This is a genomic window from Arthrobacter nitrophenolicus, from assembly GCF_000332815.1.
Classification (GTDB): domain Bacteria; phylum Actinomycetota; class Actinomycetes; order Actinomycetales; family Micrococcaceae; genus Arthrobacter; species Arthrobacter nitrophenolicus.
Genome location: NZ_AOFD01000082.1, coordinates 1 through 13,235, shown reverse-complemented (window position 1 = coordinate 13,235; position 13,235 = coordinate 1). Strand labels below are relative to the sequence as shown.

Annotated in this window: 11 protein-coding genes and 2 pseudogenes; 8 read left to right on the top strand and 5 right to left on the bottom strand. The window is 66.9% G+C overall.

Annotated features, from left to right (window positions below):
• Both G205_RS19300 and clpB read left to right on the top strand, forming a co-directional pair.
• Window positions 1–728 (top strand): ATP-binding cassette domain-containing protein (locus G205_RS19300; RefSeq protein WP_009359487.1); only part of this gene is annotated, 728 nt, incomplete at its 5' end.
• Window positions 729–851: 123 nt separating this feature from the next.
• Window positions 852–3,490: pseudogene (gene clpB / locus G205_RS19295) on the top strand (ATP-dependent chaperone ClpB).
• 65 nt (window positions 3,491–3,555) lie between these two features.
• Here clpB and G205_RS19290 read toward each other — a convergent pair.
• Window positions 3,556–4,275 (bottom strand): septum formation family protein, encoded by a 720-nt coding sequence (locus tag G205_RS19290; RefSeq protein ID WP_009359486.1) that lies wholly within the window; start codon window positions 4,273–4,275, stop codon window positions 3,556–3,558.
• Between the two features lie 274 nt (window positions 4,276–4,549).
• Here G205_RS19290 and G205_RS19285 point away from each other — a divergent pair, with 274 nt between their 5' ends.
• The 3 genes from G205_RS19285 to G205_RS23885 all read left to right on the top strand — a co-directional run bounded on the left by G205_RS19285 (window position 4,550) and on the right by G205_RS23885 (window position 5,811).
• Window positions 4,550–4,783, top strand: coding sequence for a DUF3073 domain-containing protein (locus tag G205_RS19285; RefSeq protein ID WP_009359485.1), 234 nt, complete (start codon window positions 4,550–4,552; stop codon window positions 4,781–4,783).
• A 255-nt stretch (window positions 4,784–5,038) separates the two neighbouring features.
• A complete protein-coding gene (locus G205_RS19280) occupies window positions 5,039–5,587 on the top strand; it encodes a VOC family protein (RefSeq protein ID WP_338058439.1) in 549 nt (182 codons plus the stop codon).
• Complete coding sequence (locus G205_RS23885) at window positions 5,587–5,811, top strand: VOC family protein (protein ID WP_338058438.1); 225 nt, start codon at window positions 5,587–5,589, stop codon at window positions 5,809–5,811. Before G205_RS19280 ends, G205_RS23885 begins: the two co-directional genes overlap by 1 nt.
• 69 nt (window positions 5,812–5,880) lie before the next feature.
• On the opposite strand, the gene G205_RS19275 is transcribed toward G205_RS23885, so the two are convergent.
• The 4 genes and pseudogenes from G205_RS19275 to G205_RS19260 form a co-directional block, all read right to left on the bottom strand.
• Entirely contained in the window at window positions 5,881–6,186 is a 306-nt protein-coding gene (locus G205_RS19275) for a hypothetical protein (RefSeq protein ID WP_009359484.1), read from the bottom strand.
• 380 nt (window positions 6,187–6,566) lie between these two features.
• Window positions 6,567–7,723: pseudogene (purM, locus tag G205_RS19270) on the bottom strand (phosphoribosylformylglycinamidine cyclo-ligase).
• On the bottom strand, window positions 7,723–9,390 hold the full coding sequence (gene purF / locus G205_RS19265) for an amidophosphoribosyltransferase (RefSeq protein WP_009359483.1): 1,668 nt from the start codon (window positions 9,388–9,390) through the stop codon (window positions 7,723–7,725). Before purF ends, purM begins: the two are co-directional and overlap by 1 nt.
• Window positions 9,391–9,437: 47 nt before the next feature.
• Entirely contained in the window at window positions 9,438–9,752 is a 315-nt protein-coding gene (locus G205_RS19260) for a hypothetical protein (protein WP_009359482.1), read from the bottom strand.
• A gap of 240 nt (window positions 9,753–9,992) precedes the next feature.
• On the opposite strand from G205_RS19260, the gene G205_RS19255 reads away from it, so the two are divergent.
• The 3 genes from G205_RS19255 to G205_RS19245 form a co-directional block, all read left to right on the top strand.
• A complete protein-coding gene (locus tag G205_RS19255; protein ID WP_009359481.1) occupies window positions 9,993–11,096 on the top strand; it encodes an S-(hydroxymethyl)mycothiol dehydrogenase in 1,104 nt (367 codons plus the stop codon).
• Entirely contained in the window at window positions 11,096–11,716 is a 621-nt protein-coding gene (locus G205_RS19250) for an MBL fold metallo-hydrolase (RefSeq protein ID WP_009359480.1), read from the top strand. Before G205_RS19255 ends, G205_RS19250 begins: the two co-directional genes overlap by 1 nt.
• Before the next feature lie 108 nt (window positions 11,717–11,824).
• Window positions 11,825–13,235, top strand: a 1,411-nt coding sequence (locus G205_RS19245; protein ID WP_009359479.1) for an FdhF/YdeP family oxidoreductase, incomplete at its 3' end; no start/stop codon positions are given.

Below are 13,235 nucleotides of genomic sequence, written 5' to 3'. Positions count from 1 at the left end.
GGCCGAGGGGCGAGGCCCGGCGGTGGCTGGCCGAAGTGGAGGCAGGGGACCTGGCCGGACGGCGTCCGGCCGAACTCTCGGGCGGGCAGGCGCAGCGGGTGGCGGTGGCACGCGCGCTCGCCGCCGATCCCGCCCTCCTCCTGCTGGACGAACCGCTGGCGGCGCTGGACATCCACTCAGCCCCGATGCTGCGCCGCCTGCTCAAACGCGTGCTCGCCGGCCGGCAGGCCATCATCGTCACGCACGATGTGCTGGACGCGCTGATGCTCGCGGACCGGGTGGCCATCCTGGAGGGCGGCCGCATCGTGGAGATAGGCCCCACCCGGCAGGTGCTCGAACGGCCCCGGAGTTCCTTCGCCGCCGGCCTTGCCGGGCTGAACTTCGTGCCGGGTACGCTGACGGCCGCCGGGGTCAGGACCAGCCAGGGGCTGGAGGTTTACGGGCACCTGGAGGATGCCGGCCAGGTGCGGGCGGCGGGCCGGCCCGGCGTGGCGGTGTTTCCGCCGTCGGCCGTGTCGGTGTTCGTGACCGACGCGCACGGCAGCCCCCGCAACTCCTTCGCCGTCGCCATCACGGACCTGGAGCCCCACGGCGACCAGATCCGGGTCCGGGCGGGCGGGATGGCGGCGGACATCACCCCGGCGGCCTCGGCCGACCTGGGGCTGGTTCCCGGCATGACGGTGCATTTCGTGGTCAAGTCCGCCGAGGTGTCCGTCTACGAGGCATGACCGGGGGGACTTCCGGCTCTGGACAGGGGTTTCGCCGTGGGCAAACATGGCTAGTGAATCAGTCGTCACAAAGTTGAGCGTAGTAGACTCAACTTAGGAAAACTGCCCTGAAAGGAGCTCTCTTTGGACGTCAAATTCACCACCAAGAGCCAGGAGGCTCTTTCGGCTGCGGCCATGAACGCCTCCACGGCCGGCAACCCGCAGGTGGAGCCCGCGCACCTGCTCAAGGCGCTGATGGACCAGCGTGAAGGCGTTGCCGTTGCGCTGCTGCGCGCCACCGGCGCCGAGCCGGACGCGGTCAGCGTCCAGGCCAGCAGCGCCATCAAGGCACTGCCCGCCACGTCCGGCGGTTCCAGCCAGCAGGCGCAGCTCTCCCGTCCCGCGCTGCAGGCCATCCAGAACGCCAAGGAGGAAGCCGACCGGCTGGGCGACACCTTCGTCTCCACCGAGGTCCTCCTCCTGGGCCTTGCGGGCGGAAACGATGCAGCGGCGCGGGTGCTGCGCGACGCCGGCGCCTCCCGCGAAGCACTGCTCGCCGCCCTGCCGGGTGTCCGCGGTGACCGCAAGGTGGACGGCCCGGACCCGGAGAATACCTTCCAGGCCCTTGAGAAGTACGGCGCGGACCTCACTGCCATGGCCCGTGCCGGCAAACTGGACCCGGTAATCGGCCGTGACTCCGAAATCCGGCGCGTGGTCCAGGTCCTGAGCCGCCGCACCAAGAACAACCCGGTACTCATCGGTGAACCGGGTGTGGGCAAGACGGCCGTGGTGGAAGGGCTGGCGCAGCGGATGGTGGCGGGCGACGTCCCGGAAAGCCTGCGCGGCAAGACGCTGATCTCGCTGGACCTTGGTTCCATGGTTGCCGGCGCAAAGTACCGCGGCGAATTCGAAGAGCGGCTGAAGGCCGTCCTTGAGGAGATCAAGGGCTCCGAAGGCAGATTGTCACCTTTATCGACGAGATCCACACCGTGGTGGGCGCCGGTGCCACCGGTGATTCCTCGATGGACGCGGGCAACATGCTCAAGCCCATGCTGGCCCGCGGCGAGCTGCGGCTGATCGGTGCCACCACCCTGGATGAGTACCGCGAAAACATCGAGAAGGACGCCGCGCTCGAACGCCGGTTCCAGCAGGTCTATGTTGGCGAGCCCAGCGTGGAGGACACCATCGGAATCCTCCGCGGCCTGAAGGAACGCTACGAGGCGCACCACAAGGTGTCCATCGCGGACTCCGCTTTGGTGGCCGCCGCGACGCTGTCCAACCGCTACATCTCCGGCCGGCAGCTGCCGGACAAGGCCATCGACCTGGTGGACGAGGCCGCGTCCCGGCTGCGCATGGAGATCGACTCCGCCCCGGAGGAAATCGACCAGCTCCAGCGCCTGGTGGACAGGCTCACCATGGAGGAGCTGGCGCTGCAGGATGAGAAGGACGAGGCGTCCGTGGAGCGGCTGGCAGCCCTCCGCGCGGACAAGGCAGACAAGGAAGAGGAGCTCAACGGGCTGAAAGCCCGCTGGGAGGCAGAGAAGGCGGGCCTCAACCGGGTGGGCGACCTGAAGGCCAAGCTGGACGAGCTGCGGTCCGCCGCTGACAAGGCCCAGCGCGAAGGCGACCTGGAAACTGCTTCCCGGATCCTCTACGGCGAGATCCCTGCGCTGGAACGCGAGCTGAACATGGCTGCGGAAGCCGAAGCGGCCGTCACCGACAAGTCCTCACAAATGGTGGCCGAGGAAGTGACGGCCGAGGACATTGCCGAGGTGATCTCCGCCTGGACCGGCATCCCCGCCGGCCGCATGCTGCAGGGCGAAAGCCAGAAGCTGCTGCACATGGAGGAGGAGCTGGGCAGGCGGCTGATCGGCCAGGCCAAGGCCGTTGCGGCGGTGTCTGATGCCGTCCGGCGTGCCCGGGCCGGCATCAGCGACCCCAACCGGCCCACCGGCTCGTTCCTCTTCCTGGGTCCCACCGGCGTCGGCAAGACCGAACTGGCCAAGGCCCTGGCTGACTTCCTGTTCGACGACGAACGCGCCATGGTGCGCATCGACATGTCCGAGTACGGCGAGAAGCACTCCGTGGCACGGCTTGTGGGCGCGCCTCCGGGCTACATCGGCTACGAGGAGGGCGGCCAGCTGACCGAGGCCGTGCGCCGCCGGCCGTACTCCGTGGTGCTGCTGGACGAGGTGGAGAAGGCCCATCCCGAAGTCTTCGACATCCTCCTGCAGGTGCTCGACGACGGCCGGCTCACCGACGGGCAGGGCCGCACCGTGGACTTCCGCAACGTCATCCTGGTGCTGACCTCCAACCTGGGCAGCCAGTTCCTGGTGGACCAGTCCCTGGATGCCGAAGCCAAGCGGAACGCCGTCATGGCCACCGTCAACGCGTCCTTCAAGCCGGAGTTCCTGAACCGGCTGGACGAGGTGGTGCTGTTCGACGCGCTCAGTGTGGAGGAACTCTCGCGGATCGTGGACCTGCACGTCGCCGAACTGGGGCGCCGCCTGCACGAACGCAGGCTGACCCTGGACGTCACCGACGCCGCCAAGGAGTGGCTGGCCATCTCCGGTTTCGACCCCGCGTACGGCGCCCGTCCGCTCCGCCGGCTGGTGCAGCGCGAAATCGGCGACCGGCTGGCCAAGTCCATCCTGGCCGGGGATATCAGCGACGGCGACACCGTGCTGGTGGATACGGCGGACGCCGGGGAGCTTTCCAGCGACGACGTCGACGCCCTGACCGGTGCCCTGAGCTCGGGCCTGTCCGTGCGGCGGAAGGGCTAACGGCCCCGCTGGCACTGACGGGCCGGCCGAATATCAGCAGTCGTGCTGCCCTGGCGGTGTTTTCGCTAGGGCAGCACGCTTGCGTTGATGACGTTGCCGCCGGGGGCCGTGACGTAGCAGTCCACCCTGCGGTCCCCGGAATCCCAGCTGGTGCTGCTCGGGAAGCTGCGCTGGAAGTTGAGCTGGTATTCGTTGGCGGCCGGACCCAGCTTCGCAGCCTGGCATGCTTCCAGCGCCTTGGCCTTGAGCGCTTCAGCGCCGGGGTAGGCCTCGGAGTCCGGGTAGCGGAAAACGGCCACCAGCTGTGCGGAATGGGCCGTATCGCAGGGCACCATCCTGGAAGCCAGGGCCTCGGGGTCGAAGTCGGCAAAGCAGTCGCCCAGCGCATATTCGCCAGGCTGCACGCCTTCACGCGGCAGGGGGAGCGGTGTTGCCCGCGGCGTGGCGCTTGTCTCCAGGACGCCGGGATTGCCCCGGGCCTCTTCCGATCCCGCCCCCGAGTTCAGCCACATTGCGAGCCACACCAGGCCACCAACCACCGCCACGAGGACGACGCCGAACAGCACCTTCCACAGCGTCCGCTGCGTTCCCGGCCGCACCCTGCGGGACGGTGGCTGCTCGGGCTCGGGCAGGGGCCGGGACCACGTGACGGACGCCGGCGGCGGGGCCGGTGCCGGGTTGCGCCCGGCGGCATGGTTCTGGGCGGCAGGGTTTTTGGCGGGCACCTTGGGGAGCCCGGCTGTGGGCGGCGAGGCGGGTTTCGGCGGGACGTCCTGGTGGTTCACGTGGGTGCATCCTCCTGCAGTCTGTCCGGGTGGGCAGCGGGTCAGCCATCCAGTTTCGGCAGTTGTTTAAGCGACTCTACCGAAGAAAAAAGCTGGAAACTCGGGGGCGCAGCGGGGGAGTGGTAGCGCAGGGCACGGTAGGGGGCCCTGACTGGCAAGCAGGGGCCGCCGAAAGCATGTAATCTAGGTGTACGACAAATTGACCAAACATTCCGGGGCCTCACCATCGCCAAAGGTGACCACCTCCGGTCCAAGTACAAAAGGGGGTCACGCCATGGGGCGCGGCCGTCAAAAGGCAAAAGCTACCAAGCAGGCTCGGGATATCAAGTACTACTCCCCGAACACTGACTACTCGGCACTTCAGCGTGAGCTGACGGGCCCAAGCAGTCGTGCCACGAGCCATTACGCGAATGAGCCGGTTGAGCCGGACTATTCGGCGTATGTGGATAAGTACGCGGATGATTTGGAAGAAGACGACGACGAGGTAGACACCCGTCGCATCGGCTAGTTGTCGCAAGCTGCCAGGCCTACAAGAGGGCAGCCCTGTGACGCCGCCGCGCTAACGGAAACAGCACCTTACCCTGCCGTGCCCGCCGGTGCAGCGCTTCTTTTTCGGTACCCGCATCCCGGCGGATGCAGGTCCTGACATCAGTTAGGAAGCCCGTTGTTTGCACTCATTGAGTGCAGGCAGCGGGCTTTTCCTGGTTCCCCCAGCCTCTGGTCCCCGAGCCTGAATTTCTCAGCCCCCGTGTAGCGTTGGGGCATGCCAAAAGTTGACGCATACCAGCACGGCGAGCCCTGCTGGGCTGACCTCCAGACCCCCGACGTTGAAGCAGCCAAGAACTTCTATTCCGGGGTGTTTGGCTGGACGTACAGGGACTTTCCCACGCCGGACGGCCCCAGCTACTCGCAGGCTTTCACGGACGGAGAGCTTGTCTCCGTTATTGCTCCGCAGAACCCCTCGCAGCAGGCGGCCGGCGATCCGGCCCGTTGGAACGTGTACTTCGCGGCCACGGACGCCGCCTCGCTGATGCAGGATGCCGTGCACGCCGGCGGGACAGCGGAGTTTGGGCCCGAGGACGTGGGCGACACCGGGGTCCTCGCCTTCCTGGCACCACCCGGCGGAGGAACCACAGGTATCTGGCAGGCGGGAACCCACCGTGGGAGCAGCCTGTCCAACGAGCCCGGCGCCCTGTCCTGGGCGGAACTGTCCACGCCCGAACCCCAGGCCGCCGTCGGCTTCTTCCAGGAACTGTTCGGCCATGAGGTCACCGAGTACCCGCAGGACGACGGCGCGAGCTACAGCGCCTGATGGCCGGGGGCAGGGAGGTGGCCGGCGTCCTCCCCTCCGACCAGGGTGCGGCGGCGGAATGGCAGATTTACTTTGGGGTGGCGGACCTGCGGGCAGCCGTCAAGGCTGCACTGGCCGCAGGCGGCCAGGTTCTGGTGGAGCCCGCGGACGATTCCGCGGAGGGGCCGGCCACCATCCGCGATCCGCAGGGCGGAGTCCTGAGCCTCGTCCAGGTTGTTCCCTAGGCCAGGGAAGCCGCACGCGGAAGAGCCCCAGCCGATGGCTGGGGCTCCGCGTGAAACTATGCTCTTGTGCTAATTATTGACGATGCGGACCGGCCCCGTTGCGGTATCGCAGACAGTTTGCTCGGTGCCGGTGGCGTCTACTGCTTCGCCAAGAACTGCCACCGATCCGATGTCAGCGACGTCGCAGAGGGTTGCAGCCACGCTGGCGGCCACATTGACGTCAACCGCATCCTTGACGGTGATGTCGCCGACCGTGACACTGACAAGGCCGTCATTCAGCGTGGTGTTGTCCGCTGCCTGCGACGGGCCCGCAACGGCGCCCATCAGGAACAGGCTTCCAGCGGCTGCGGCGGTGACTTTTTTCAGAACTGACATTGTTTCGCTCCCTTGATTTCAACCCTTGGTTCCCCTGGCAGACAGTCCGCTACTAGATCTGGACTGCTGTACACGTGCTGCTGCACGGCGAAGGAACCGGGCGTCTCGGTGGTTGCTTCTTCTGGCGTCCGCCGGATCGGCGGTGGGAAGGCGGTTCAACCGGGTGGGCGCCCAGGCGCCGGTGGATTCCGGCGGGGCATCAAGCTTGGAGAGCCCGATTGACTATTCTGTTATGCACTTCCGACTTAAACCCTAAAGCTAAGTATGCTTAGTAGTCAAGGGCGATGCGCCTCATGGGTTCCCTGTTAAGCGCAGCGAGTGCTCCGTAACAGCCGTTATGGAGTGTCATAACGGCCGTTGCGGAGCACCCGATAAAGGATCTAGGCGTACGCGTTGACCAGGCGGACCGCGCCGCCGTCCACGCCCTTGGCTCCTTGGACGTAGTCCGGTCCGGACTTGAGGATGGAGTCCGAATCCTCGGTCACCGTGCCCATGATCCAGGACGGCAGGCCGCGTTCGTTCAGGCGGGCGACAGCGGCGTCCGCTGCCTCCGGCGACACGATGGCAACCATGCCGACGCCCAGGTTGAGGGTGCGCTCCAGGTCGGCCAGCGGGACATTGCCCAGCTCGGACACCAGCTTGAAGATGGCGGGCAGTTCCCAGGTGGCGCGGTCCACGGTGGCCACCAGGCCCTGCGGCAGGACGCGGGCCAGGTTGGCTGCCAGCCCGCCGCCGGTGACGTGGCTGAAGCCGTGCACCGCCGCCGTGCCGTGACCGGGAAAGCGCGGGCAAGGTCCAGGCAGTCGGCGGCGTAGACGCGGGTGGGTTCCAGGAGTTCTTCGCCCAGGGTGCGGCCCAGCTCGGAGACCTGGCGGTCCAGGGCCCAGCCAGCGTGGTTGATGACGCGGCGGACCAGGGAGTAACCGTTGGAGTGCAGGCCGGAGGAGGCCATGCCGATCACGACGTCGCCCGCGCGGACGCGGTCCGGGCCCAGCAGGGCATCGGCTTCCACCACGCCGGTGGCGGCGCCTGCGACGTCGTACTCGTGCTCGCCCAGCAGGCCGGGGTGCTCGGCGGTTTCGCCGCCCACCAGGGCGGTGCCGGCCACAGAGCAGGCGGCCGCGATGCCGCGGACAATGCCGGCGATGCGCTCGGGCACCACCTTGCCGCAGGCGATGTAGTCAGTCATGTAGAGCGGCTCGGCGCCCACCACCACGATGTCGTCCACCACCATGCCCACCAGGTCAAAACCGATGGTGTCGTGGATGTCCATGGCCTGGGCGATGGCCACCTTGGTGCCCACGCCGTCGGTGGAGGTTGCCAGCAGCGGCTTCTTGTACGTCAGCAGCCGGGACACGTCGTAGAGGCCGGCGAAACCGCCCACCCCGCCGATGACGGAGGAGTTGTGGGTTGCCTTGACGGCATCCTTCATGAGTTCGACGGCGAGGTCCCCGGCTTCGACGTCGACGCCCGCGGAGGCGTAGGTGATGCCTGCCTTCTCAGAGGCGGAGCCGGCGGCGGTGTTGGCGGAAGTCATCAGGACTCTTTCTTGTCGGCGCCTGCGGCGGCGTGTACATCTGGCACGAGGTCGGCGTCGGTCAGCAGGTTTTCAAACTCGGAGTCGGGCCCCGGATCGCAGCCGGTGGCACCGGCCTTCTCGGCGGGATCTTCCTCGGAGTCCACGGCGAGTGCTGCCGTTTCGCCGGGAAGGGCCGACGGCGACGGCGTCAGGCCGCCAAGGTCCGTGCGCTCGAGCAGGTTCTTGCCCAGCTTGTCAGCGTCCGGCAGCTTGATGGGGTACTTGCCGGTGAAGCACGCGGTGCAGAGGCGTTCCCGGGGCTGGCGGGTGGCGCCGATCATGCCGTCCTCGGAAATGTAGGCCAGCGAGTCGGCGCCGATGGCCTGGGAGATCTCCTCGATGGTGGCGCCGTTGGCGATCAGTTCCGCGCGGGAGGCGAAATCGATGCCGTAGAAGCAGGGCCACTGTACGGGCGGCGACGAAATCTTGACGTGCACTTCCGCGGCGCCGGCTTCACGGAGCATCCGCACAATGGCCCGCTGGGTGTTGCCGCGGACGATCGAGTCGTCCACCACCACAACGCGCTTGCCGCGGATGACGGATTCGAGGGCGTTGAGCTTGAGCCGGATGCCCAGCTGGCGCAGGGTCTGCGAGGGCTGGATGAAGGTACGGCCCACGTAGGAGTTCTTGACGAAGCCGTGCGCGAAGGGGATGCCGGATTCCTCGGCATAGCCGACGGCGGCCGGGGTCCCGGATTCCGGGACGGGGATGACGATGTCAGCGGCGTGCGTGTTTTCGCGGGCCAGCTGGCGGCCCATCTCCACCCGGGACTCGTAGACGGACCGGCCGGCAATGGCGGCGTCCGGACGCGCGAGGTAGACGTACTCGAAAACGCAGCCGGCCGGCGTCGGCTCGGCAAAGCGCTTGGAGCGCACGCCCTGTTCGTCGATGGCGATGAATTCGCCGGGCTCGATTTCGCGGATGAAGCTGGCGCCCACGGTGGCGAGGGCGGACTGTTCGGAAGCCACAACCCAGCCGCGCTCCAGCCGGCCAAGGACCAGCGGGCGGATGCCGTAGGTGTCCCGCGCTGCATAGAGCGTGCCTTCGTCCATGAAGACGAAGCAGAAGCCGCCCTTGATCTTGGGGAGGAGGTCCGTAGCGGTTTCTTCCAGGGTCTTGCCGGGCTCGCCCTCCAGCAGGGCGGTCACCAGGGCGGTGTCCGAGGTATTGCCCTGCTTCATCTCGCCGGTGAGCTGGCCGCCGTTGCGCTCCTGGATCATGGCGTTCAGTTCGGCGGTGTTGGTCAGGTTGCCGTTGTGTGCCAGTGCCACGGTGCCGGTGCTGGTGGCGCCGAGGGTGGGCTGGGCGTTGGCCCAGTGGCTTGCGCCGGTGGTGGAGTAGCGGCAGTGCCCCACCGCGAGGTGCCCGGTCAGGGTGTTCAGCGTGGTCTCGTCGAAGACCTGGGAGACGAGGCCCATGTCCTTGTAGACGTTGATCCGCTTGCCGTCGCTGGTCGCAATGCCAGCCGACTCCTGGCCACGGTGCTGCAGTGCATACAGTCCGTAGTATGTAAGTTTTGCTACTTCTTCACCTGGTGCCCAGACCCCGAAGACGCCACAAGCGTCCTGCGGGCCTTTTTCGCCAGGGAGAAGATCATGGGAAAGTTTTCCATCGCCGCGTGCCACTGGTCGATTATCTCACGATATGCGGTATGACTTTTCCGGCGCTGCCTTTATGACTGGGGATCGGTGTCCGGCTCGGAGTCGGGGACAGATTCCACCACGGCGCGCTGCTGGCGCTTGACGCTCCGCCGGTCAAGGATCAGGGCCACCACCGCGCCCAGGATGGCTCCGCCCCCGGCAAACATCACCATGAAGAATCCGAAGACCGCGCCCGAATCGAAGCTGTCGCTGCCCGGAAGCCCGTAGGCCACTACTGCCGCGGCCGCGATGCCCACCAGTGCGCCCAGGATCAGGAAGGGCACGTACTTGGGGGCGCGGCGCACCGTAACCTGGCGCCGTTCCGCGGGGGGTTCTTTCGAAGACATGCCATCCAGCCTACTGCGGCGCCCGCAAACGCGCCCATCACTGATATATCTATTGACAGCGGCTGTGGCCACTGTCATATTTTCCTGTAGCGCTTTATGCGTTTGGTTGCGTAATGCGCAATTCTCCGCGCGGCTGGCGGACCGGGAGCGCAGCTTCGGCAGGCACACTGCGTCAGCTAGATTGGCACGTGGTGCCCACTCACCGGATCCGGCCGGATCCAGGAAAGGAACACGAGAACAATGGTCCATAAAGTTCAAGCTGTCATTGCCCGGGAGAAGGACGCACCGGTAACGCTGGAGACCATCCTGGTGCCGGATCCCGGTCCGGGGGAGGCTCTGGTGGACATCCTCACCTGCGGCGTCTGCCACACGGACCTGCACTACAAGCAGGGCGGCATCGGCAACGACTTCCCGTACCTGCTGGGCCACGAGGCCACCGGCGTGGTCAGCGCGGTGGGCCCGGACGTGACGTCTGTGGCGCCGGGTGACCGGGTGATCCTGAACTGGCGTGCGGTCTGCGGCCAGTGCCGGGCGTGTGCCAAGGGCCAGCCGCAGTATTGCTTCAACACGCACAACGCCACCCAGAAGATGACCCTGGAGGATGGCACCGAGCTTTCCCCTGCGCTGGGTATTGGCGCGTTTGCGGAGAAGACCCTGGTGGCTGCCGGGCAGTGCACCAAGGTAGACCCTGAGGCCGACGCTGCGGCGGTGGGCCTGCTGGGCTGCGGTGTGATGGCGGGCATCGGTGCCGCCATCAACACCGGCGAGGTCAGGCGCGGTGAGTCCGTGGCCGTGATCGGCTGCGGCGGTGTGGGTATCGCTGCGATCGCCGGGGCCAGGCTGGCCGGTGCGACGACGATCATCGCCGTGGACATTGATGACAACAAGATTGAGATGGCCAGGTCCCTGGGCGCCACCCACGGTGTGAACTCCCGGCAGGAGGATGCGGTGGAAGCCATCCGTGCCCTCACGGGCGGCAACGGAGCGGACGTGGTGATTGACGCCGTCGGCCGTCCCGAGACCTACAAGCAGGCCTTCTATGCCCGCGACCTCGCCGGCCGCGTGGTGCTGGTGGGCGTCCCGACTCCCGAGATGAAGCTGGAGCTGCCGCTGCTGGACGTGTTCGGCCGCGGCGGGTCGCTGAAGTCCTCCTGGTACGGCGACTGCCTGCCGTCCCGCGACTTCCCGATGCTCGTCTCGCACTACAAGCAGGGCAACCTGGACCTGGACGCGTTCGTCTCCGAGCGGATCAGCATCGACCAGGTGGAGGAAGCGTTCGAGAAGATGCACGAGGGCAAGGTCCTGCGTTCTGTTGTTGAACTCGGTTCGGCGGGGGAGCTGTAATGGCGGTCCGGATCGAGAACCTGGTCACCTCGGGCACGTTTTCGCTCGACGGCGGCACGTGGGACGTGGACAACAACGTCTGGATCGTGGGCAACGACGAGGAGTGCGTGATCATCGACTCCCCGCACGACGCCGCCGCGATCATCAACCAGGTCAAGGGCCGCAAGGTCCTGGCCATCCTGCAGACCCACGCGCACAATGACCACATCGGCGCAGCCCGTGACGTGGCTGACGCCGTGGGCGCACCGATCTACCTGAACCCCGAGGACCTGGTGCTCTGGGAACAGGTGTACCCGGACGCCAAGCCGGACCGGGAACTGGCCGACGGTGACGTGTTCGACGTGGCCGGCGCGACGCTGCGGGCCATCCACACTCCGGGCCACTCGCCGGGGTCCACCTGCTTCTACCTGGAAAGCGAAGGAACGGTCTTCACCGGGGACACGCTGTTCAACGGCGGCCCGGGCGCCACCGGCCGATCGTACAGCGACTACCCCACCATCCTCACCTCGATCCGGGAGAAGCTGCTGACGCTCCCGGCCGAAACCGTGGTCCGTACCGGCCACGGCGACAACACCACCATCGCCGCGGAACGGGAAACCCTGGCCAAGGTGGCCCAGTAGCCAGCACTGCAAGCACTGCCAGCAAAGGCGCGCCAGGAACCGTGGCGCGCCTTTGCTGCGTCCGGATCGAAAAGCACCGTGCACGTTGCCGGTTAGGAAGTTGGAACAATGAAGTTCGGTAAGCAGCCCGCCCCCGTCGCGGACATCAACGAGGACAACCTTGTTGTCCACAAGCCCAAGACCGAGGCGGCCGGGGTCAAGGCTGTGATGGTCGCCCTGGAGCGCGCTGTGGCCCAGGCCGGCGTGGCTAGGACGGCGCAGTCGCTGTTGCGGCTGAACCAGCGCGGCGGGTTCGACTGCCCGGGCTGCGCGTGGCCGGAGTCGGACAAGAAGCGCAAGGCTGCCGAGTTCTGCGAGAACGGGGCCAAGGCGGTGGCCGAGGAGAACACCCTGCGGACCGTGGGGGCGGAGTTTTGGGCCAAGCACTCCATCGCTGAGCTGTCGACCAAGACGGAGTACTGGCTGGGGAACCAGGGCCGGCTGAGCGAACCGGTGGTCATCCGCGAAGGCGAGACGCATTACTCGCCTATCTCCTGGGCGGACGCGTTCGAGCTGATCGGCGAGCACATCCGGGCGTCCACGCCGGACCGCTGCGTCTTTTACACCTCGGGCCGCACAGCGAACGAGACCGCCTTCATGTACCAGCTCTTCGCCCGGTCGCTGGGCACCAACAACCTGCCGGACTGCTCCAACATGTGCCACGAGTCCTCCGGCTCGGCACTGAACCCGACCATCGGCATCGGCAAGGGCACCGTGTCCCTGGACGACATCCACGACGCTGAACTGATCTTCGTGGTGGGCCAGAACCCGGGCACCAACCACCCCCGCATGCTCTCCGCGCTGAAGGAATGCAAGGACAAGGGCGGCAAGGTGGTGGCCGTGAACCCGCTGCCCGAGGCCGGCCTGTTCAACTTCAAGGACCCGCAGACCGTCTCCGGCGTGGTGGGCGGCGGCACACCGCTGGCCGATGAGTACCTGCAGATCAAGGTCGGCGGGGACCTGGCCCTGTTCCAGGCACTCGGCCACCTGCTCCTGGAAGCCGAAGAAGCCAACCCGGGTACCGTCGTCGACCATTCCTTCATCGCCGCGCAGACGGACGGCTTCGACGCCTACCGCGAAGCCCGCGCCACCCTTGACTGGGACGAGACCGAGCACGCCACCGGCCTGACCCGGGAACAGATCGAAACCGTGGCCGGGATGCTGATCAAGTCCAAGGCGTCCATTTTCTGCTGGGCCCTGGGGGTCACGCAGCAGCCGCACTCGGTGGACACCATCAAGGAAATGGTCAACGTCCTGCTGCTGCAGGGCAACTTCGGCAAGCCCGGCGCCGGGGCCTGCCCGGTCCGCGGACACTCCAACGTCCAGGGCGACCGGACCATGGGCATCTGGGAAAAGCCCAAGGAATGGCTCCTCACGGCCCTGGACACCGAGTTCGGCATCACCTCCCCGCGGCACCACGGCTACGATGCCGTCGAATCCATGGAGGCGTTCGAACGTGACGAGGTGGACGTGTTCGTCT